This is a genomic window from Mongoliitalea sp. (genome assembly GCF_054166905.1).
In genome coordinates this window covers 1-24285 of record NZ_JBSZCK010000001.1, presented here as the reverse complement: position 1 = coordinate 24285, position 24285 = coordinate 1, and the positions used below count along the sequence as shown (strand labels likewise).

At 40.8% G+C, this 24285-nt stretch carries 16 protein-coding genes; all 16 read left to right on the top strand.

All coding sequences use genetic code 11. The features are described 5' to 3' along the window. Positions 1 to 5 precede the first annotated feature (5 nt). Positions 6 to 1781: a RagB/SusD family nutrient uptake outer membrane protein gene (locus tag ACXIUD_RS00080; protein WP_458050601.1), complete on the top strand. Its 1776-nt coding sequence runs from the start codon at positions 6 to 8 to the stop codon at positions 1779 to 1781. 41 nt (positions 1782 to 1822) lie between these two features. After that, on the top strand, positions 1823 to 2848 hold the full coding sequence (locus tag ACXIUD_RS00075; RefSeq protein ID WP_458050600.1) for a DUF5627 domain-containing protein: 1026 nt from the start codon (positions 1823 to 1825) through the stop codon (positions 2846 to 2848). A 19-nt stretch (positions 2849 to 2867) separates the two neighbouring features. After that, positions 2868 to 4976 carry an endo-1,4-beta-xylanase gene (locus ACXIUD_RS00070; protein WP_458050599.1) on the top strand — a complete coding sequence of 703 codons (2109 nt, stop codon included), beginning with the start codon at positions 2868 to 2870 and terminating at the stop codon, positions 4974 to 4976. 113 nt (positions 4977 to 5089) lie between these two features. Then, the gene (locus ACXIUD_RS00065) at positions 5090 to 6346 is read left to right on the top strand and encodes a cellulase family glycosylhydrolase (RefSeq protein WP_458050598.1); all 1257 of its coding nucleotides are present in this window, start codon (positions 5090 to 5092) and stop codon (positions 6344 to 6346) included. A 30-nt stretch (positions 6347 to 6376) separates the two neighbouring features. After that, complete coding sequence (locus tag ACXIUD_RS00060) at positions 6377 to 7522, top strand: endo-1,4-beta-xylanase (protein ID WP_458050597.1); 1146 nt, start codon at positions 6377 to 6379, stop codon at positions 7520 to 7522. Between the two features lie 35 nt (positions 7523 to 7557). Then, positions 7558 to 9108 (top strand): glycoside hydrolase family 43 protein, encoded by a 1551-nt coding sequence (locus ACXIUD_RS00055; protein WP_458050596.1) that lies wholly within the window; start codon positions 7558 to 7560, stop codon positions 9106 to 9108. Between the two features lie 29 nt (positions 9109 to 9137). Next, positions 9138 to 10517 carry a family 43 glycosylhydrolase gene (locus ACXIUD_RS00050; RefSeq protein WP_458050595.1) on the top strand — a complete coding sequence of 460 codons (1380 nt, stop codon included), beginning with the start codon at positions 9138 to 9140 and terminating at the stop codon, positions 10515 to 10517. A gap of 23 nt (positions 10518 to 10540) precedes the next feature. Beyond that, positions 10541 to 13006, top strand: coding sequence for a glycoside hydrolase family 95 protein (locus tag ACXIUD_RS00045; RefSeq protein WP_458050594.1), 2466 nt, complete (start codon positions 10541 to 10543; stop codon positions 13004 to 13006). Between the two features lie 6 nt (positions 13007 to 13012). Next, positions 13013 to 13915, top strand: coding sequence for a sialate O-acetylesterase (locus tag ACXIUD_RS00040; RefSeq protein ID WP_458050593.1), 903 nt, complete (start codon positions 13013 to 13015; stop codon positions 13913 to 13915). A gap of 20 nt (positions 13916 to 13935) precedes the next feature. Further along, on the top strand, positions 13936 to 15672 hold the full coding sequence (locus ACXIUD_RS00035; protein WP_458050592.1) for a glycoside hydrolase family 43 protein: 1737 nt from the start codon (positions 13936 to 13938) through the stop codon (positions 15670 to 15672). Positions 15673 to 15763: 91 nt separating this feature from the next. Continuing rightward, positions 15764 to 17863 carry a hypothetical protein gene (locus ACXIUD_RS00030; protein ID WP_458050591.1) on the top strand — a complete coding sequence of 700 codons (2100 nt, stop codon included), beginning with the start codon at positions 15764 to 15766 and terminating at the stop codon, positions 17861 to 17863. A 111-nt stretch (positions 17864 to 17974) separates the two neighbouring features. Then, positions 17975 to 18307: a hypothetical protein gene (locus ACXIUD_RS00025; protein WP_458050590.1), complete on the top strand. Its 333-nt coding sequence runs from the start codon at positions 17975 to 17977 to the stop codon at positions 18305 to 18307. Next, complete coding sequence (locus tag ACXIUD_RS00020) at positions 18294 to 20303, top strand: glycoside hydrolase family 97 catalytic domain-containing protein (protein ID WP_458050589.1); 2010 nt, start codon at positions 18294 to 18296, stop codon at positions 20301 to 20303. Before ACXIUD_RS00025 ends, ACXIUD_RS00020 begins: the two co-directional genes overlap by 14 nt. 7 nt (positions 20304 to 20310) lie before the next feature. Then, complete coding sequence (locus tag ACXIUD_RS00015; protein ID WP_458050588.1) at positions 20311 to 21681, top strand: glycoside hydrolase family 43 protein; 1371 nt, start codon at positions 20311 to 20313, stop codon at positions 21679 to 21681. Positions 21682 to 21755: 74 nt separating this feature from the next. Further along, the gene (locus tag ACXIUD_RS00010) at positions 21756 to 22865 is read left to right on the top strand and encodes an endo-1,4-beta-xylanase (protein ID WP_458050587.1); all 1110 of its coding nucleotides are present in this window, start codon (positions 21756 to 21758) and stop codon (positions 22863 to 22865) included. 63 nt (positions 22866 to 22928) lie between these two features. Next, positions 22929 to 24185, top strand: a complete 1257-nt coding sequence (locus ACXIUD_RS00005; RefSeq protein ID WP_458050586.1) for a nucleoside hydrolase-like domain-containing protein — start codon at positions 22929 to 22931, stop codon at positions 24183 to 24185. Positions 24186 to 24285: the final 100 nt, after the last annotated feature.

The following is a 24285-nucleotide window of genomic DNA, read 5'->3' as shown; positions in this document are numbered from 1 at the left end:
ACAACATGAAGAATTTAAGAAACATATTGGGTACGCTGGCAATGATTACTCTATTAAGTACTGCTTGTGTGGACCTTTTTGAACCGGCTATTCAGAATAACAGAGACTTGGAAAGTAGCTTTAATGAACCAAGATTTGCTCAGGGTTTGATTATCAATGGATACGCACGGATTCCAAGAAATGGCTGGTCATTCAATGATATGGCCACGGATGATGCAGTTGCCAACAATGAAAACAATGCCTTCTTCAATATGGCAAGTGGTCAGTGGGCTTCTGATAATAACCCAGTCATGCAGTGGACAAATTCCAAGGCTGCTATTCAGTATTTGAACCTAATGATTGAAACTGCGGATAGTGTGACTTTTACGGTTAACAATTCTATGCTCGATAGGATGTTTGCTGACCGTATTAAAGGCGAAGCCTTAGGATTACGAGCCTTGTTTATGTTCCATTTGCTTCAGGCACATGGGGGTATGGCAGATGGTCAGATGTTGGGTGTTCAGATTTTTACTGAATCCAAAAATCTGAATTCACAATTCAACCTTCCAAGAAATACATTCGAGGAATGTATGCAGCAGTTGTATGCGGATGTTGAGACAGCAATGGAACTATTGCCTTTGGATTTTGAAAACATCGCAAGTGAAGATGATGTGCCTCTCAAGTATCGAGCATTGGGTGCTAACAGAAATGACTATAATAGAGTCTTTGGTGAGGATGCGAGACAATTATTGAGTGGAAGAATTGCGATGGCAATCAGAGCTCAGGCGGCTTTGATGGCTGCAAGTCCAGCATTTAGTCAAGGCAACAGTACTACTTGGGAAGATGCTGCAAGGTATGCAGGAGAGTTGTTACAACTCAATGGTGGGGTATCAGGTATTGCTCCGACGGGACTGACTTGGTATACAAACGTAAATGAAATCAATAACTTAGGTGGTGGAATCAATCAGCAGGAGATTCTGTGGAGAGCTTCCCTTGGTGGACCTTCCAGTAACTTAGAGGCAGCTCATTTTCCTCCTACTCAATTTGGAAATGGGTTGTTGAATCCAACTCAAAACTTGGTAGATGCATTCCCAACAGTTGATGGATATCCAATCACACATCCAAATAGCTCCTATGATCCGGCCAATCCTTATGCCAATAGAGATCCTAGATTCAATCATTACATTATCAGAAATGGAAATACCGCAGGTCCAAACAACCAGGTAATTAACACTACAGCTGATGGGGGTACTAATGATGGGATTAATAGGGTGGAGGTTTCTACTAGAACAGGTTATTACATGCGAAAGCTGTTGAGACAGGATGTGAATTTGAACCCTGTCTCTGTAAGCGGACAGCTGCATGTTATGCCGAGAATCCGATATACCGAATTATACCTCATTTATGCAGAAGCGGCTAATGAAGCATGGGGTCCTTTGGCCACCGGCCCTTATGGGTTTTCAGCTTACGATGTCATCAAAGCACTTCGTCAGCGTGCAGGCATAGGTTTGAATAATGGCGATGCTTATTTAGAATCTATCAGAAATGATCAAAATGCTATGCGTGAAATGATCCGAAATGAGAGAAGGTTGGAGCTTTGCTTCGAGGGATTCCGCTTCTGGGATTTGAGAAGATGGAACTTAAACTTAACTGAACCAGCAAGGGGCATGAGAATTCAAAATAATAGTTTTCAGGTCATTAATGTTCAGAACAGGGTATTTGGAGAGCATATGAAATATGGTCCTGTGCCGTTGAGTGAGCTGTTGAAATACAGTGCACTTAGACAAAATACAGGCTGGTAAAAATCATCTACTGGTAATTCTTGAAGCCAAAAGAAAAAAACATGAAAAAATTTATAATTCTATTTATCGCAATTATAGGCATCAGTTCCTGTGTGAATCAAGACTGGCAGTTTCCAGACTTTGATTTTCAGAGTGTATACTTTGCACATCAATATCCTGTAAGGACAATTACACTGGGTGAGGATTTCTTTGATACCACCTTAGATAATGAGTGGAGATTTAGGGTGATGGCTACTACAGGTGGTGTCTACCAAAACCGAAACAATATTCAATTGGATCTTGCTTTTGATCCTTCTATAGCAGAAAATTTATTGTTTTCTCAAGGAGGCAGGGAAGTAAAAGTAATGCCGTCTGAATATTTTCAAATGCCTGAACCAGTTCTTACCATCCCAAGAGGGTCACTTATTGGGGGTATCGAGTTTGAATTGACAGGGGCGTTTTTCAATGATCCGGATGCGATTCACAATACCTATGTGATTCCATTGAGAATAGTAAATGCGGCCAATGTGGATACGGTTTTAAGAGGAGTATCTCCTCTTCCGAATCCCAATCGACACGTGACTGGTGATTGGGAAGTTCTGCCAAAAGATTTTGTTCTGTATGCAGTAAAGTATGTGAACGAATGGCACGGGATCTACTTGAGAAGAGGGTTGGATGTAATCACTGGAAAGCCGGGTCATGAAGATCTTACAGGTCAAGTAGTTAGAAGAGAGCGTTTTGTAGAGCATGATGAGTTAAAAGACTTGAATACTCGTTCGTTGACTTCTATTGATTTTCCATTGACTATTCAGGGTGCCGACGGTGTTAATCAGACAGTAAATCTTAGACTAGATTTCAATAATCAGGGTAATTGTACCATTTCTTCCATCACTGATGGAGTAACAGCTACTGGATCCGGGCAATTTGTCAAGCGAGGAGAAAAAAGAAGCTGGGGAAATCAAGACAGAGATGCATTGTATCTACAATATGAACTTGATTTACCTACCATGAGAATGGCAACAACAGATACGCTCGTTATGAGAAATCGTGGTGTTGGTTTAGAGTTTTTTAATCCTGTTGTTCAATAACCTGAAAAAATCATAGTATATGAAAAAAATTATCTATTCTGTTGGTGTTGTAGGATTGTTCAGCTTAGCATCCTGTGCGGATTTTGGTGCCTTGGATGATTTCCAGGTAGAAAAACCCTTGAGCGTTGAGATGCAAGAACAGATCAATAGCTTTGGAGATTTGTTGAATTATGTAGAGGAATTAGGTAGTCCTAATTTTAGATTGGGTGTTTCATTGCCGATGAGTGATTATACCAATCAGGGAGTCCGCTTTCGATTGATCAATCGAAACTTTAATGAGTTTTCACCTACCTCAGGAATGGACCACCGTTCTGTTGTACAGAATAATGGGAACCTGAATCTGACCCAAGTGCAGTCTCTACTAGAATTAGCAGATACAAGGGAAATCAATGTTTTTGGTAATCCCTTGATTTGGCACCGTAACCAAAATTCAGGATTTCTCAATGGTCTCTTAGCTCCTCTTATTGTGAATTCTCCGGCATTCATGAATGAGTTGAATGTAAGTGCTTTAGGTTCTGGTAATTTGGATGATTGGTCTTTCTCTCAAGGAGTTTCTTTTGTGCCTAATGAAGGAATGGGATCGGGTACACCTGCCATACAATTACAGGCTGGTGTAAGTAGCAACCCATCTGACTTAAGGTTTTCTTCTCCTATGATTGATATTATTCCAGGAAGAACCTATGAAGTTATTGCCTATATCAAATCCGATCAACCGGGTGAAGGTAGATTTACTTTTGAAGGATTGAGCAATAATGAGCCTGAATTAGCTTGGGGTGGCTCTGGCCCTGTCACAGAAACTTTCACAACTAGTATTTCTTGGAAGGAAATTCGTTTTAGAGTGAGTGACTTTACAGGAGATAGTTTCCGCTTCAATCTTGAGTTAGGTTTCCAGCCTGGTGTTACATATTTCTTGGATATCAACAATTTGTACGTGTATGATTTGGAAGGTGATCCAGTGATTAATAATCTTATTTCTGGTGGTGATTTCGACTCCGGTATTGCTTGGGGTGGATGGGGTAACAATTCTGTTCGTGGAGTTACAGAAGAAGGAATGGGTGTAGGAAATACAGGCCGCGCTTTTTTTGTAACAAATCCATCACTGACTGGGGGATTTTGGGAAGTGCAAACGCTTTATCAATTAGCTGCCCCTGTTACAGAAGGTGATACCTACCGTCTGAGCTTTTGGGTGAGAGGTGATGCTGAAGGTGTGATTCGACCTGAATTGCAAAGCCCTAATTTCTCTTCCAATGGTTTTGGGCAAGTATTTGTTACCCGTGATTGGAGATTTGTATCCATTACTACCACTGCAACAGCGTCTGATAGAAACAGATTTATTATCAGTTATGGAGAGTTTGCAGGGACTGTTTACATAGATCAAGTAGTGTTAGCGAGTGAATCATTTACAGGAGGATCTACTACTATTGTGGAAAAAACACCATCTGAAAAAACCTCTATTGTTGGTACGCAAATGCAGCGATGGATCAGTGAATTTGTTTCTCAAACAAAGAATGATATTAAGGTAAGAGAGGTTGTCTCTGAACCGATTCATCCATCCAATAATGGACTCATCCGGACAGGGCAAGGGCTTACGCTAGGTGATGGTGAGTTCTATTGGCAGGATTTCATTGGGAAAGATTATGCTGTAGATGCTTTCAAATTGGCAAGACAGCATGGGAATCCCGATGATGTTTTGTTTATCAGTGAGAGTGGTATGGAATCCAATCTGAGCAAAGCAGAAGCACTAATGGATTATGTTTCTTACATAGAAGAGAATGGTGGGAAAGTGGATGGGATTGCAGCCAAGATGGTATTAAACCTGAACTCCAACATGCAAAACGTGTCCGAGTTATTTAGAATGTTGGCTGCAACAGGTAAGAAGATCAAAATTTCTGATTTGGAAATCCGTTTGAATGATTCCCAGCCATCCTTGGTCGCTTTGATCACACAAGGTGATATGTATAAGCAAGTAGTAGATCTTTATTTAGCATTGATTCCTATGAATCAGCAATATGGAATTTCACTTGCTGCACCTATAGATGGTACTGATTCTGCTAGATCGGGACTTTGGAATTCTGCATTGACTCGTAAGCATGCCTATGCTGGATTTGCAGAAGGAATTCAAAAATAATTGAATCCAAGGACAGGAAAGTATTTGATGACTTTCCTGTCCTTTGATTCAGTTCAGTAAGCAAAAAAAATCTTACCTATCCACTCGTTTAACCACTATTTAACTCCATAATCATGTCACGCTTAAAACCTATTTTCATAGGTTTCCTGATACTCTTTTTCTCATGTAATACCATCGAATCTGATGATTTGCCGGAGGTGGTACAGGAAAATCCCGATGACTCTAGAGATGAAGAGTTTGCTAATGCTTCTTGGCCTATCCCTACACCGGAATTAAAAGTGGAAGGAAGGCATTTGGTGGACCCTTGTGGAAATAAGGTACTGCTTCATGGAGTTGCCATTACTACAAGTCCATGGTTTAATGGTGGTCACGTGGGTATCTGGCGATGGAATGATTATGATGTAGGAGGATGCCTCAATTATAACCGGGCAGTGATGAACACCTTATCCGATGGGAATGGTGAGTGGTATTTAAATATGATTAGGTTACATATGGATCCTTATTGGAGCAATGAGCCGGGTCCTCCAATACCGGAACATGATATTTCCAGATTCAGCTTTGCACGTTTTGTGAGCTCAATAGAGGAAGTTGTATTACCCTTGATAGATCATGCAGAAAGTAGAGGGATGTATGTGATTTTGAGACCGCCTGGAGTTTGTCCGCAAAGAATAGCGGTTGGGGATGAATACTTTGATTACCTGATGAGGATTTGGGATCATATTTCAAAATTACCCCAATTGAAAAACCGCAAACATGTCATGTTTGAGCTTGCCAATGAGCCTATTGAAATTTTAGGTACTAACGGCGTATATGGAAGCGATACGCAACCACATTTTGATGCACTGAAACTCTTTTTCCAACCTATGGTGGATATGATTAGAGCAAATGGGGCAGAAAATGTACTCTGGATTCCAGGGTCTGGGTATCAATCGCATTACAGAGGATTTCCCAATAATCCCATTGAAGATGAGAATTATGGCTACGCTGTCCACATTTATCCAGGTTACTGGGGACAGGATAACAATGATCCAGTGACTTTTAGAAGGAATTGGAATACCCATATCAAGCCAGTTGCTGATATAGCGCCCATAGCAATCACAGAAATCGATTGGGGGCCTGAAGAATATTTGGTTTGGGGTAAAGGAGGTGTGACAGGCACACCAGGTACGTGGGGGTTTGGTTCCAATTTTAAGGTTTTGGCAGATGAATCAGGGAATGTGAGCTGGAATTTATTGATGCCTGAAAATCTCATTCATAATGGAGACCCCCAAGGTGACATTGCCTACAATAGAAACCCGGAGGCATGCGCTTACCCTGTTTACAACTGGTTTAGAGAATATGCCAACAAAAAAACAATCTGCGGTTCTTGATTGACCCGATAACCACTAGAAGAAAAAACTATGAAAACGACACATTTGAAAAAAATCGCCTTTCTATTTTCGATGATCTTGTTAACATCATTTTCTACGCAAGATTACCCGGTAAATGATGAAGAATTATTCCTTCAATCTGCTTTTGAAGGCAAGTTTCTTCTAGGAGCGGCATTAAATAATGCGCATATCAATAAAACAGATGAAAAAGGTTTAAAAATCCTTCGGGAGCACTTTAATTCCATTGTAGCTGAAAATGTAATGAAAAGTGGCATGCTACAACCTAGAGAGGGAGAGTTTAATTTCACGATGGCAGACCGTTTTATTGAACTTGGACTAGAGGGAAATTATCACATGGTGGGGCATACATTGATCTGGCATTCACAGGCTCCCAGATGGTTCTTTACAGATAGTGATGGTAAGGATGTTAGTCCAGAGGTATTGACTCAGCGAATGAGAGACCATATTCATACCGTAGTAGGTAGATATAAAGGTAAAGTTAAAGGTTGGGATGTGGTCAATGAAACTATTTTAGACGATGGTTCTTGGAGGAATAGTAAGTTTTTCCAGATTCTTGGAGAAGACTTTGTGAAATTGGCTTTTCAGTTTGCACATGAAGCTGATCCTGATGCAGAGTTGTATTACAATGACTATTCTATGGCTAATCCCGGAAAAAGAGAAGGCGTTGTACGTATGGTAAAGAATCTACAAGAGCAAGGGGTGCGCATTGATGGTATTGGAATGCAGGGTCATATTGGATTGGATTATCCTACGGTAGATGAATTTGAAAAAAGTATTTTGGCTTTTTCTGATCTTGGCGTTACAGTTATGATCACAGAATTAGATCTAAGTGTTTTGCCGTCCCCAAGAAGAGATATGGGTGCTGATATAGCCACCAATGTAGAATATCAGCAACAACTAAATCCATATACGGAAGGTCTTCCATATGACATTCAGCAAAAATTTGATCAACGTTACAGAGAATTCTTTGGGTTGTTTTTAAAGCATCATGATAAAATTTCCCGAGTGACTCTCTGGGGAATACAGGATGGAGACTCTTGGAAAAACGGATGGCCTGTTAGAGGACGTACAGATTACCCTTTATTATTCAACAGAGACTATACACCAAAGCGTGTAGTGAGTGACATCATTACCATGGCACGAGCGCAACAGTAATTATTCTATCATCAGTGAATCCCTACGTGGTAGATATGCGAAGGTTTACAGTCATACTTAGTTTTCTTCTCTTCATAGTTAGTTGTGATGTTTTTGCTCAACAAGCAAAAAATCCAATCATCCATGCAGACGTTCCCGACCCTTCCATTATTAGGGTTGGGAACAACTACTATATGAGTAGCACTACCATGCATATGAGTCCCGGACTACCGATTATGAAATCAACTGATTTGGTCAATTGGGAACTGCTCAATTATGCATACGATGTATTGGATAATGGAGATGACTTGGCTTTAGACAATGGGAAATCTATGTATGGTAAAGGCTCTTGGGCAAGTAGCCTTCGTTATCATGATGGAACGTTCTACGTCAGCACTTTTTCGGGAAATACCAACAAAACCTATATCTTTAAGACTGATGATATTGAGTCAGGAAATTGGAAAGCGACTTCTTTCAGTCCTTCCCTTCATGACCATTCCTTATTTTTTGAGCATGATAAGGTCTATATGATTTGGGGAGGCGGTGAGATTAAAATTGTCGAACTGAAGAAAGATTTAACGGGAATCAAGAAGGAAACAGAACGGGTCTTAGTAGCCAAAGCGCATGCTCCCATTGAAAAAGAAATTATGCTTCATGCGGAGGGTTCTCAAATTTTTAAAATCGATGGTAACTATTACCTCTTCAATATCGCTTGGCCACGTGGAGGGATGCGAACAGTCCTCATACACAAATCTGAAAACCTTTTTGGACCTTATGAGGGGAGAGTGGCCTTGGAAGATAAAGGTGTTGCACAAGGTGGATTAATAGATACTGCCGATGGTGATTGGTATGCCTATTTATTCAGAGATTTTGGGGCTGTGGGAAGGATACCATACTTAGTACCTGTTACTTGGGAACAAGACTGGCCTGTATTAGGTGTCAACGGTAAAGTTCCTATGGAATTGAATCAATTACCTGCTCAACAAACTAGCATTCCCCCTATTGTGGCATCTGATAATTTTAAACGTGCTGCAAATGAGCCTGATCTGCCATTGGTCTGGCAATGGAATCATAATCCTGTAGATAAGCTTTGGTCTATAGATAGAGAAGAAGGACTGATTTCTTTTCATACAGATCGAATAGATGAATCCTGGTTGTCCGCAAGAAACACCCTTACCCAACGAACCTTTGGCCCGACGAGTGAGGCAGAAGTAACTCTTCACTTAGATCAACTGAAAGAAGGGGATGTTACCGGCCTTGGACTCTTGCAGAAGCATTATGGTTGGATTGGCATAAAAGTAAAGGATGGCCAAAAAGTCTTACAGTTGGAATTGATAGAAAATGAACAGCCCGTCATTTATCCAGGGAAAATAATCGCCAGTGACCGTATACGATTGAAAGCTTCCTGTGATTTTCAAGACCGAAAAGACTTAGCAAGTTTCTTTTACAGCGAAGATGATGGCAACACTTGGTCACAACTTGGGCCTCAATTAAAGATGGATTATACCCTCCCGCATTTTATGGGATATCGTTTTGCGTTATTCTATTATGCCACAAGTGACCCGGGCGGGCAGGTTGATTTCAGTGATTTTAGAATTTCCCAGTAACCTATAACCTATTAAACCCAGATATACCGATGATAAATAAACGAGTCTTTTACAGGAAATTAATGATGTTATTGTCTGCATGGATAGTGCAAACACTTGTTTTTGCTCAAAACCCCTTGGTAAGACATCAGTTTTCTGCAGATCCCAGTGCCAAAGTTTTTGGGGATAGAATTTACATTTATGCTTCTCATGATATCCGATGTGAACATACTCAAGGTAGACCGGATTGGTTTTGTATGGAAGATTACCATGTGTTTTCTTCTGATAATTTGATTGATTGGGAGGACCATGGGATGGCTTTGCATCAATCGCACGTGCCTTGGGCAGATCAGGAATCCTTCAGCATGTGGGCACCCGATGGGGCAGAAAAAAATGGCAAATACTACTTTTATTTTCCTTCCAAAGCAAAAGGACACTTAGAAAGACAAAATGACCCATCTGTAAATGGGTCTGCATTTAATATTGGGGTAGCTATCGGAGATAATCCTGGCGGCCCATTCATTCCTGAACCAAACCCTATACCTCAAGTATATGGGATAGATCCGAATGTATTTATTGATAAGGATGGACAAGCATACCTGTATTGGTCACAGCATGATTTTTTTGTAGCAAAGTTGAAAGACAATATGCTGGAATTAGCCGAAGAGCCCCGGGTGATTGAAAATATTCCGTCTAAAGGTTTGAAGGAAGGCCCATTCTTGTTTGAAAGAAACGGAATTTATTATCTAACTTATCCTAGAGTAGAAAATCAAACCGAGCGTATTGAATATGCCATCGCAGATCATCCGCAAGGACCATTTGAATTCAAGGGTGTAATCATGGATGAATCACCCACTGGATGCTGGACCAATCATCAGTCAGTAGCCCAATTCAAGGATCAGTGGTATTTCTTTTATCATCACAATGATTTTTCCCCTGATTTTGATAAAAATCGCTCCATACGAGCAGATAGCTTGTTTTTTACAGCTGAAGGACTCATTAAAAAAGTTACACCAACTCACCGGGGAATCGGTATTTCAGATGCGAAACGTCCCATTCATCCTGACCGATATAGTTCTAAAAGTCAACAAGGATATGCAATCGAATTTTTGAATAAGGAAGTTCCATTTGACGGATGGAAGTCTGTTTTCACTCAGAATAATTCTTGGGTCAGGTATAATAAAGTTGATTTCGGATCGAATGAATTGGCTGCGATTAAATTAAGATTCAATGCTGATGACGAGGGTACACTACAAGTTCGGTCAGCTTTGGAAAATGGGAAAATTATTGCAGAAATCCCCGTAAAGCCGACCAATGGCTGGGTAGAAATACAAGAGTCTAAGTCAGCCAAGGTACAAGGTCTACATGACTTGGTTTTTGTGTATAAAGGCAATGGAAATCTAGAGTTGGATTGGGTCACCTTTCTTTAATTTAAATCAGGACTACATGAATCATGAGGATTGACATTCGTACATATAGTTGGATTTGCCTACTGATTTTCAGTTTAAGTGCCTGTGCTGTTAAGGAAGGAGTTGTAGATCAAGAATGGAAGTTATGGTATGAGCAACCTGCTAGCCAATGGGTGGAGGCTTTACCAATTGGCAATGGACGACTAGGTGCCATGATTTTTGGAGATCCTACTCATGAATTGATTCAATTAAATGAAAATACCTTTTATGCAGGACAGCCCCATACAAATGATAATCCAAATGCCCTTCCTGTATTGAGCCAGGTACAAGAATTGATTTTTGAGGGAGAATATGTGAAAGCGCAGCAGTTGATCGATGAGAATTTTTTCAGTGGTGTGCATGGGATGCCCTATCAAACTATTGGGAATTTAAGACTTACCCATCAGGATAGCAGTCAGGTTTCCGAATATTACAGAGAGTTGGATTTAGAAACAGGAATCATTCGATCAGACTATCAAAAATCTGGTGTAAAGTTTTCATCTGAAGCATTTGCCTCTTTTCCTGATCAGGTGTTGGTGTATAGACTAAGGTCGGAAGAGCTGCCAGCATTAAATTTTAAAGCTTCCTTTGATAGACCTGGAAATTCAATGGTGTACACGGAAGGAAATGAATTGGTATTTACAGGCAAGTCCTCCGATCATGAAGGCATTAAAGGGGAGGTGGTTTTTGAAGGACGAGCAAAGTTCTTACTTCCCAAGACAGGCCAACTTCAGGTTTTAGATGATCATATCCAGGTGATTGATGCAGAAGAGGTGCTTATTTTCATCACGATTGCAACCAATTTTATTAATTATCAGGATATCAGTGGCGATCCATCATTTAAAGTTAACGAGGTTTTAGCCAAGTCGACTTCAAAGGATTATGCTATCCTTCTTCAAGATCATGTTGCTGATTACCAAAATTTATACAATAGGGTAAGTTTGGATTTGGGTGTAACTCCTGCGGCTGATCTTCCCACAGATAAGCGGATTGAAAACTTTGCTTCAGGTGAAGATCCACATTTGGCAGCATTGTATTTTCAGTTTGGCAGGTATTTGTTAATTGCCTCTTCCAGACCGGGAGGGCAGCCAGCCAATTTGCAGGGAATATGGAATTACCAACTGCATCCGGCCTGGGATAGTAAATACACGGTCAATATCAATGCGGAAATGAATTATTGGCCAGCCGAAATCACCAATTTGTCTGAACTACATGAACCCTTCATACAGATGGTGCAGGAGTTGTCGGTGTCAGGTCAGTCTACAGCCAAAAATATGTATGGGGCGAGAGGATGGGTTTTGCATCACAATACAGATATATGGAGAGTTACCGGCCCAATTGATTTTGCAGAGGCAGGTATGTGGCCATTAGGAGGAGCTTGGTTAGCACAACATCTGTGGGAGAAATATGAGTTTTCAGGTAATGAGGCATTCTTATTACAAGTTTATCCTGCCTTAAAATCAGCAGCTTTATTTTTTGTAGACTTTATGATTGAGGATCCGGTTACAGGGTATTGGGTAGTTTCCCCTTCGGTATCCCCTGAAAATGTTCCATACCAGCATCATAGAGCTGCTGTAGCCATGGGCAATACCATGGATAATCAGCTTTTGCTGGATTTATTCCGAAAAACTCTAGCAGCCGCCGCTATCCTCAACGATAATGATCCTGAGCTGGAGCTAATGAAAGAGCGGATGGCAGCCCTCCCTCCGATGAAGATAGGAAAATGGGGGCAATTGCAAGAGTGGTTCTTTGATTGGGACAACCCAGAGGATGATCATAGGCATGTTTCTCACTTGTATGGGCTGTATCCATCCAATCAGATTTCTCCTTATCGTACACCAGAATTATTTGAAGCAGCCAAAGTGTCTCTTCAAGCGCGGGGAGATGTGTCTACTGGTTGGTCTATGGGCTGGAAAGTCAATTTATGGGCTCGGTTTCTAGATGGCAATCATTCACTGAAATTACTTAAGGACCAGTTAAGTCCGGCAATACTTCCAGATGGCAAACAAAAAGGGGGGACCTATCCAAACTTGTTTGATTCTCATCCGCCATTTCAGATTGACGGGAATTTTGGATGTACCGCAGGGATCGCTGAAATGCTCCTGCAAAGCCATGATGGTGCCATTCATATTTTACCTGCCCTACCTGATGCCTGGAAAAATGGAAAAGTTTTCGGGCTAAGAGCTAGAGGGGGATTTGAAGTAGCGATTGATTGGGAAAATTCTCAAGCAAAAGCTATCCGTATCCAATCCAATTTGGGAGGTACTTGCATCATTAGATCGTATCATCCTTTAAAAGGAAAAGGGTTACAATCATTTTCTGGAGAAAATTCAAATCCTTTTTATTCAGTTCCTGAAATCAAGGCATTTGTAGATGATATGAACAAATCCAACTTGCCTGAATTGAAAAAGGTCTACGAATATGAAATAAATACCAAAGCAGGTGAAATTATTCAGTTAACACAGAAGTAAATCGTTATGGGAAAAAGTTTAATGGTTTGGGCATTTGTTTTTGGTTTAGTTACTGTGACGGGATACTATTTGATCGCAGATACCAAATCCCCTTTTCTGGTACATATGACTGAGTCAGGAACAGTCATACAGGATGAGGTTGACCCCAATTTCTATGTGTTTTTAGCATTCGGACAATCGAATATGGAGGGTTTTTCTCCCTATGAGCCCCAAGATCAAGAGACATCCGAACGTTTTTTGATGATGGCAGCTGTGGATTGTCCTGATTTAGGGCGTAAGCGTGGAAATTGGTACCCTGCTACCGCCCCCATTGCCCGATGCAATACCGGTATCACTCCCCTAGATTACTTTGGAAGAACGCTGGTAAAGAATCTTCCACAGGACATCAAGGTAGGTGTTATCAATGTGGCTGTTGGAGGGACGAGGATAGAGCTCTTTGATGAAGAAGCTAGGCTGGAATATCTCAATTCTTCTCCTGATTGGTTGAAAAATACGACGAGCCACTATGAAGGTGATCCGTATGGTGCTTTGATTTCCTTAGCCAAGGAAGCCCAAAAACAAGGAGTCATCAAAGGAATTCTATTGCATCAGGGGGAATCGAATACAGGTGAAAAAGAGTGGCCATTGAAAGTGAAAAAGGTGTATGACCGTATGTTGAAGGACCTAAACCTTTCTCCTGAATCAGTGCCATTACTGGCAGGTGAAGTAGTGGGTGAAGATCAAGGGGGGAGATGTGCCAGTATGAATCCAATCATCCAAACCTTGCCTGACTATATCTCTCAAGCGCATGTGATTTCCTCGAAAGGATGTGAGGCTTTCAGTGATAGTTTACACTTTTCAACCCAAGGATACCGAGAACTCGGGACGCGCTATGGGGAAAAAATGCTGTCAATTTTAACCGAATTATAATGTATCAAACCTATAAACGAATGAAGAACTACCGTATTTGCTGGTTACTGATTACCTGCTTATTCATCTCTTTTGGGCAGAGTTTTGCTCAAAGAAATGCATCGAAAAATCCGCTATTTAAATATGCGACCTACGAGGGTAAAGATCAAGTGTATATAGATAACCCACTTGGACCAGATGAGTTTTACAATCCAATTTTGCAGGGTTGTTATCCTGATCCAGCAATCACCCGAAAAGGAGATGATTATTTTATGGTCGTATCATCTTTTGTGATGTTTCCAGGGGTTCCGATTTTTCATTCCAAAGATTTGGTCAATTGGACACAGATTGGGCATGTATTGGACCGAAAATCTCAATTGAAAGTTTCTGATGCACCTATTGCTTTGGGAATTTTTGCACCAGACATCAAGTATAATCCTTACAATGATACGTTTTACATGATCACCACACAGTTTGCAGGAGATTTTGGAAACATTGTAGTCAAAACCAAAGATCCATTTCAAGGCTGGAGTGATCCGATCAAATTGAAATTCGACGGTATTGATCCGGGGATGTTTTTTGATGACAATGGAAAAGCCTATGTCGTCCACAATGATGCTCCAGATCCAGGGAAAGAACGATACAGTGGACATCGTGTCATTAAAATCTGGGAATATGATTTGGAAAATGATCAAGTCATTGCTGGCACAGATAAAATCATTGTTGATGGTGGAGTAGATCCTTCGAAGAATCCAATTTGGATTGAGGCACCACATATTTACAAAAAGAATGATGCATACTATCTGATGTGTGCTGAAGGTGGTACGGGTGGTAATCACAGTGAGGTGATTTTCAAAAGTGAGCATCCTATGGGTCCATATATTCCGGCTCCGTCCAACCCTATTTTAACACAACGATATTTTGGTAATAGAAATAATCGAGTGGATTGGGCAGGGCATGCAGACTTGGTCTTAGGACCTGACGACAAATATTATGGCGTATTTTTAGGTATTCGTCCCAATGAAAAAAACAGAGTTAATACCGGAAGAGAAACGTTTATTCTTCCAGTAGATTGGTCGGGAGAGTGGCCGGTATTTGAAAATGGATTGGTGCCAATCCAGCCAAAATTAAAAATGCCTGCGGGGGTGACTGAAAATAAAACAGGTCAGGATGGGTTTTTTCCGAATGGTAATTTCACTTACACAGAGAAATTTGACGGGAACAAGTTGGATTTCCGTTGGATTGGCTTGCGAGGCCCTAGAGAAGATTTTTTGAAAATGACTAAAAATGGGGCTGAAATCGCTCCTTTCGCCGTCAATATGAAAGAAATGAAGCCTACTTCTACACTCTTTTACAGACAGCAACACAAGAATTTTTCGTTTACGACTGAACTGGATTATAAGCCAAGTTCCAATAAAGACCTAGCAGGAATTACATGCGTGCAAAGTGAGGCCTTTCATTATGTATTTGGCGTGACCAAAATTGGAAATGACTTTGTCTTGCTTTTGGAAAGGACAGAAGCAGAAGGAAACGGTAGAAATAGAAGAGTAAAGTCCCAAGTTTTGGCAAGCACCAAAGTTGATTTGTCCAAACCGATTTCCCTTCAAGTAAAGGCTACGGGCGATGATTTTGAATTCGGTTACTCACTGAACGGGATAGAGTTTACAACTCTCGGTGGGGTGGTGTCAGGTGATATTCTTTCTACCAATGTGGCGGGAGGATTCACGGGAAATATGATCGGTCTCTATGCGACAACTAGCAACGATATTAAGCCATAACTAACTCAGGGTTTCCTTAAGTGAATCCCACTAAATAAGCCACTGTCTTTTGAATTTGAAAGCCAATCCAAACTCAACCTATTAACTAAACATGAAAATGACCAGCTTATCGATAAAAATAAAGAGCTTTCCAATCGCATTCTTAAATGCATTATGGATTCTGATTTCCTGTGGTCAGCAGGCGCCAAGTCAAACCCCTTTAGTGGTTGATGGTAAATATGTGCACACGATACCAGGGAATCCTTATTTACCCTTATGGGAGCATGTGCCGGATGGAGAACCGAGAGTATTTGAAGACCCAGATAATCCTGGAAAGTATCGAGCTTATATCATTGGTTCACACGATGTAAGGTTTACAAGCTATTGTGGGCCTGATATCCGGATGTGGTCTGCTCCCGTGGAGGATTTGACCCAATGGAGAGATGAAGGAGCCATATTTACCTATGAAATAGATGATCAGTGGGATGTGATGTATGCTCCGGATTTGGTAGAAGTCAAGCGTAAAGATGGGACAAAAAAGTACTACTTATATCCTCACAGTAGAGGACCTGGTAGAGAAGCCATGGTAGCAAAGGGTTCAAGACCTGACGGGCCATTTACGCCGATCAATATGACCGAAGATGGAAGAAGAACAGTTCCAGGGAGTATTTTAGGTTTTGATCCGGCGGTTTATATCGATTATATCACGGATCCGAATGATCCAGATTTTGAGATTGGCTTTAGAGCCTATGGCTTTTGGGGCTTTCAAAGGTCTCTAGCGGCGGAGTTGGATCAAAACACCATGTATTCTTTGAGACCAGGCACGGAAGTAATTCCTTACTTTTTACCTGCAAGTAGTCGTTATGGAGCATTAAGAGATCCTGAGGGTACGGCCTATCCAGCAATTTATGATGAAGAGGATTTAGGAGCTTTCAATTTCTTTGAAGCTTCTTCCATCAGAAAAGTAGGGAACAAATACATCACTGTATTTAGTGGCTACTCAGGTCCTGAATATGGCGTAAGCAGTACCAACTCAACTTTGCGATATGCAGTAGGAGATTCTCCGCTTGGCCCATGGAAAAGTGGAGGAGTATTGGTGGATTCCAGAGGCCCTGTTTTGAATGAAGATGGTTCTGCAATTATCCTGACCAATGGAGGACACAATACGCATGGAAGTATTGAAGAGATCAATGGACAATGGTATGTGTTTTATCACAAGCCACCTAGAGGCTTTGGGTTTGCTCGCCAACCTGTAGTAGCACCTATCACAATTGAAGTAGATAATACACCAGTGGCTGAAGGTGGAGGGGCTAAAATCCGTGCTTTTGACCCATATGCGCCAAACCAACAATGGACAGCAAAAGACAAGGAAGGGAGAGAATACACGGGAGCCGAAGTAACCTCAGAAGGTTTTCATGTCTTTGGCTTAGATCCTTATCGCTACTATTCGGCAGGATATGCAGCGTATTTGTCTGATATCAGTATTCAGCAAGACTCTTGGGATATTTGGGATAACCACATGTCCATATCCCCTGTGAAAAATGGACACATCATAGGCTATAAATATTTTGGTTTTGGTGGTTTGAATGAAGATAAGTTGGGTTTGAAAGCATTCGAAGGCTCCAAAGAAGGAAATCAGACAGCCTTCAATCTATTCTTGACTCCTCAGACAGATAAAGCGTTCAAAGTCAATGTGTGGCTGGATGGTCCGTATGCCAATGATACTTGGAAAGGAACCAAAATTGGTGTAATCGAGGTGCCAGCCAACTCTGAGCAAAAACCTACTCAGTTTACAATCGATGTTGCACAATTCCTAGATCAATTGGATAAAAAGCACGCGATCTTCTTGGTTGCTGAGGCGGGTTCTGATGAAGGGTTGTTTGAATTGCTCGGATTGGGTTTCAGTGCGAAAGGTAAAAAACTGAATAGACCTACTTCTCCTAAGATTAGCATTGCTGTCAATGGTCAATCGGTTGAAGTTCTAGAAACTCCTGTAAGATCTACCAATGAAAATGGAATTGTCGGGTATGGTCTGTATGAAGTGAATGCTGACATAGCGGCAGATGCTCAAGGAAGTCCAAAAGTAACCGCAAAAGCTGATAATTCTGGGGTGAAAATCTCAATTGAGCAAGCTAAAGATAAAAATGGAGTAGCTGTGGTGACCTGTGATTATAGAGGTGTAATTAAAACCTACCAAGTGAAATTTAAATAGGCTTTTATTCGATTTTCGACAACTAGACAAACGAAAGATGAATGAACGCTATACTTTCCCAAAGTTCTGAACTTTGGGAAAGTTTTCCTCCAAACCTCAAACCTAAACCACATGAAAACTAAATTTAAAATTCTTTTAATACTTACGTTTAGCCTTTACTTTCATTCAGGTTTTTCGCAGAATCCTATCATCCGGGATTTTTTTACTGCTGATCCTGCACCCATTGTACATAATGGGACTGTTTATCTTTACACAAGTCACGATACAGCATCCGTTACATCTACCAATTATGAAATGAAGGATTATTTTTTCTATCATAATGGAGCTTTACCTACCGGAGGAAGTTATAGAAGATCAATTTGTATTGACTATATGTACTACAACGAGGATGGAACTATCCAACCGATAATTCAAACAAAGGAGGGAGTCAATGCAATTAGATAAATATTTTATTTGGTATTCAAACGATTACGTCAATGCAAAATCCTTCACTAAAAGTATGAGGGGAGGCTTTTTGGCGCTGTTCTTTTTGCTTTCTTCTTTTTTGCATGCCCAAGAAATCCAAGAAGTAGCTAGCCCCAATGGTCAGTTAAAGCTTCAAGTTTTCATAGAAAATGGTCAACTGATGTATAATGTTGCTCTCAATCAAAAGAAAGTGCTTGAAAATTCTCCACTGGGTTTGGAAACTAACGCAGAAGCATTTCAGGAGCAATTGACATTCGTAAAGTCAAGTACTTCGGAAGTAAGGAAGTCTTACACACAAGGAAGAATCAAACAATCCCATAACCAATACCATGCAAATACACTCCTGTACACCTTCAAAAACAGTAAGGATCAGGAAGCTTCAGTTCATTTTCAAGTTAGCGATAATGATATTGGTTTTCGATATGAGCTGCCTAAATGGGGAGAGATAAGGGCCGCAGTAGTGTTGAAAGAGATTTCTGGATTCAAATTTCCTGAACAGACCACGGCATTTTTATCCAATATGATGAGACCGATGACAGGCTTTGCGCGTACAGCTCCAAGTTATGAAAGCGGTTATGTAGTGGATGAACCTTTAGAAAAAACAATTGCCAGCTATGGATATGTTTTTCCAGGCTTGTTTAAAATAGATTCAGATGCATGGGTGCTACTTTCTGAAACAGGTGTTGGCAGCAATTATGTAGGTGCTCATCTCAGCCCCATCAAGGATGGAATATATACGGTGGCTTATCCTCAGCAGGAACAAAATGACGGTTTCGGAAGTACTGGTGCTCAAATTGGACTTCCTGGGTATACTGCATGGAGAACGTTGACCATTGGAGAAACTCTTCAACCGATTGTAGAGACTACCATTCCTTACGATCTTGTCGAACCACTTTATGAACCAAGTCAAAATTATAAGTTTGGAAAAGGAACATGGAGTTGGATTGTATGGCAGGACAATAGCATGAATTATGAAGACCAAGTTGCCTACATCGACTTGGCAGCCGCAATGGATTTTGAATATATCTTGATTGATGCTTGGTGGGATGAAAGAATCGGCTATGATCGAATGGAGGAGTTAATTCGCTATGCCAATAGCAAAGGCGTTGATGTATTTCTGTGGTATAATTCAAATGGAACTGTAAACGATGCTTTTCAAACTCCCCTGCATAAAATGAATACTTCAATAGCTCGCAAAAAAGAGATGAAGTGGCTAAAAGAAGCAGGTGTGAAAGGCTTAAAAGTGGATTTTTTTGGTGGGGATAAGCAAGAGACCATGCGCCTTTATGAAGATATCTTGGTGGAGGCCAATGAACATGGTTTGATGATCATTTTCCATGGAGCTACTTTACCAAGAGGTTGGGAGCGCATGTATCCCAATTTTGTTGGAAGCGAAGCGGTAATTGCTTCGGAGATGTTGATTTTCGTTCAGGATACCAGAGAGAAAGAGGCTTTCTATGCCACTCTTCATCCGTTTATAAGAAATTCAGTGGCAGGGATGGAGTATGGAGGAGTATTGCTCAATAAGTTTCTAAACAAAGGCAACCGTCGAGGACAAGAGCGCTTAACGACTGATATTTTCCAATTAGCAACAGGAGTTCTCTTTCAAAACCCTGTTCAAATGTTTGGCTTGACCCCCAACAATTTGGAGGAAGTAGAACCATTTGTCTTAGATTTTTTAAGAAAGTTGCCCACTACTTGGGATGAAACACGCTACCTAGCTGGATATCCTGGAAAGTACAGTGTGATAGGCAGAAGGGAAGGGGCACATTGGTACATCGCAGGTGTAAATGCAGAAAAACAAGCAAAAACGGTTAAGCTTAAGCTCCCGATGTTGGAAGGGAAAGACCTTTTGTTGTACAACGATGATAGCAAAAAGCAATCGACAGTTCAGTCTGTGAAGATCGGAGCGAATGGAGAATATACGGTCACCATTCAGCCAAATGGTGGCTTTGTACTAACGAATCAAAAGTAAATCAAAGATGGTATATCAAAAATATATAGCAAGTGTAGCGATAGGGCTGATTTTCTTCCTAATAAGGAGTGCCTGGGCGCAAAACCCGATTATCCAAACGTCCTACACTGCCGACCCGGCTCCCTTAGTGTACAATGGCAAGGTATATCTCTATACCTCGCACGATGAACCAGGTTCTACTTGGTTTACCATGAATGATTGGAGACTTTACACGACCGAGGATATGGTCAATTGGACTGATCATGGGTCGGTGTTGTCCTACAAGGATTTCAGTTGGGGGAAAATCAATGCTTGGGCCCCACATGCCATAGAGCGGAATGGGAAGTTTTACTTGTATGTGCCAGTTACAGATTTGAATAATAGAAATGGAATTGGTGTAGCGGTCTCAGATAGTCCTTATGGGCCATTTATCGACCCATTAGGTAAGCCATTGATCAGTAATAGTATGGCTGATATTGATCCCGCGGTATTCATTGATGATGATGGTCAGGCATACATTTATTGGGGTAATCCGGTTTGTCACTATGCCAAACTCAACGAGGATATGATTTCCCTCAGTGGAGAAATCGGACAATTTCCCAATACGATTGAGGCTTTCGGAAAACGAAAGGCGGAAGATCCTAAAAGGCCCACTACCTACGAAGAAGGCCCTTGGATGTATAAGCGAAATGATGTGTATTACCTGCTGTTTGCGGGTGGGGAGCTACCTGAACATATCGGCTATTCAACCGGTCCAAGTCCGCTAGGGCCATGGACATATCAAGGAGTATTAATGCCTGCTGAGGGAAGAAGCTTTACCAATCACCCCGGAATTATCGATTACAAGGGTAAGACCTATCTTTTTTATCATAATGGGGCACTTCCCGGTGGTAGTGGGTTTACGAGATCTGTGGCAGTAGAGGAAGTAGAATTCAATGCTGATGGGACAATTAAACCCATGAAAATGACGGCAGGAATTACTAAGAGTCTTGGTTCAATCAATCCCTATGTGAAAAATGAAGCCGAGACCATTGCTTGGTCTGAGGGAGTGAAAGCAGGAAGTAACTCGGTGGTTGGGAATTTTGTAGTAGCGACCACGAACGAGTCTTATATTAAAGTAGCAGGAGTTGATTTTAGAGATCAAGGCCCGAGCAAGTTTTATGCAAGGGTAGGAACGACACATAATGGTGGCGTAAGTATGGAAGTTAGAGTAGGAAGCAAAGATGGTCAACTGTTAACAGAGGTGTCTGTTCCATTGACAGGAGGGGACGATCGATGGACGATCGTGAGCGGGGATGTTGCAGATGTGAGCGGAGTACATGATTTATATTTTGTATTCAAAGGCAAGGCAGCGAGTAACATCCTGTATTTTGATTATTGGAGATTTACAAAAAACTAGCCTGGAAAGACAAGTCAGGTAAATCTCAAAAGAGTGAAAAATTAATAAAGAGTACCATTAAACTTTGACCACAAATGAAAAATTACGCACATCACTTTTCTATGTTAGTAGCTTTTATGCTGCTAATCATCAGTTGTTCATCTCCTGATGATGTCAATCCTGAGCTGAATGATAATCCTAATCAACCTATTCCTTTAAAAGAACTGTTTAAGGACCATTTCTTTATTGGGGCGGCCATTACACCTGCGCATACGGATGTACGTACACCGCATGGAAGAACACTTGCAGAACACTTTAATAGCCTGACAGCTGAAAATGTCATGAAGCCGGATGCTATACAACGAGTGAAAGGAACCTATACCTGGACTCAGGCAGACCGAATTGTTGAGTTTGCTAAAGAAAATAACATGAAACTCAGAGGGCATACCTTGACTTGGCATTCTCAGACACCGGATTGGTTTTTTTATGATGAAAACGGAGAACTTCATACACCGGAGGTAGCTATGAAGCAGCTGGAAGAGCATATTACCACAGTAATGACTCGTTACAAAGGAATGATTGATTCTTGGGATGTTGTGAATGAAGCAATGTTTGACTGGGATCCCAATGGTCAGATTATCTATCGGGAAGATTCTCCTTGGTACAAAATCATGGGACCTGCTTACATTGATTCAGCTTTCGTATATGCCCATAGAGCTGATCCAGATGCGAAATTGTTTTACAATGATTACAATTCGATCTTTAGCTGGAAGCGCAATAAAATATTTGATTTAGTGAAGCGCTTGAAGGATAATAATATCCCTATCCATGGGGTTGGTTTGCAGGGACATTGGAATGTGGGTACATCGGTTGAAGACCTTCGGACAACCTTAGAGCTTTTTAGAGGATTAGGAGTGGAAATTCAGATTACTGAGTTGGATTTATCTGTTTATTTATCAGCAAATGAGCCAGGGTCTACAATCTACACGGAGCAATTTAACATGAGGCAGCGAATTGCCTATCCTGAAATATTCCGGGTTTTATTAGATTATAGCGATGTCATCACGGGTGTTACATTTTGGGGTATTGGTGACGATGCTTCTTGGTTGGATACTCCGGGAAGAAAACATTTCCCATTCTTGTTGGATGAGCAATTACAACCTAAACCTGCCTATTTAGAGGTTCAGAGGTTGTTGAGAAGGTAATTTAATAATTGATTCAAGGGTAGTTAAAAAAACTACCCTTGATATGACTATAAAGAAATCTGGATGAATTATAATTTAAAAAATTATTTAATTACTTTTTTTGCCCTAATTCAGTTTGGGTTTAGTAAGACTACCGATGAAGGAAAGGTTGATTATTTGAAGCCTAGAGTAATCAATACCACCGATCTTGGTGCTGATCCTGATGATGAACAATCACTCGTTAGGCAATTAGTGATAGCGAATGAATTTGACATTGAGGGTTTAATTGTTTCCACGGGCTGTTGGAAAAAAAATCAGAGTAGCACTGATATGCTCAATAGAATTGTGGATGCTTACGGGGAAGTTTATCCAAATTTATCTGTTCATGCAGAAGGTTATCCTACGCATGAGTACTTAAAATCAATATCTGTTGTGGGTCAGACTGGTTACGGAATGAATGATGTAGGGGAAGGCAGGGATAGTCCTGGTTCAGAATTGATAATCCAAGCTGTCGATAAAGATGATCCACGCCCAGTTTGGGTAATGGGATGGGGAGGGATGAATACTGTTGCTCAAGCTATCTGGAAAGTTAAAGCAACAAGATCAGAAGATGAGTTAAATGAATTTTTAGGTAGACTTCGGCTTTTTGATATACTTGGGCAAGATGATGCTGGTGCTTGGATTGCAAAAAATTTTCCAGAGTTATTTTACATCAGGGCCACTCAGGTTTATGGCTGGTTACCTCCAAAAAATACTGATTACTATCGTAGACAAATTCAAATCGGGCCATTGGGTGAAATGTATCCTGATACAAAATACGCTCCTGAAGGGGACAGTCCATCATTTATGCATGTTTACCCTAATGGTTTGAATGATCCTGAACAAATAGATCAAGGAGGTTGGGGAGGACGATTTGGTTTAAAGAAGTTGGAGGGAATCAGAAGTATGTCAGAGGTTTATAAAATTCAGGAAGATGCGGAGTCCAGGTATGATCCTTATTTCATGTTTGGTAATTCTGATGATGGGAATAAAGCGATTACGAAATGGAGTCAAGGTTACAACAATGATTTTGCAGCGAGGATGCAATGGAGCATAACTTCAAATTATTCTGACGCTAATCATCATCCAATAGCAATTTTAAATGGAGATAAAAGTAAGAGTGTATTGTACACAACAGTTAAGGCTGGCGATATCATTACGTTGGATGCTTCTGAGTCTTTTGATCCTGATGGTAATGTTTTGAATTTTCGTTGGTCTTTTTATGAAGAGCCTAGCACATTTAAAGGAGAAATATCAATTGAAAATTACTGTCATCCGACTAAATTAAGATTTTCTTCATAATTGGTCTAGTTTTACAATTTAGGGGGGTGTTTTTGAATTTTGAAAAACACCCCCCTTGCCAATTTCAAACAGGTCAAGTTGTACTATTTCTAGATCCCTG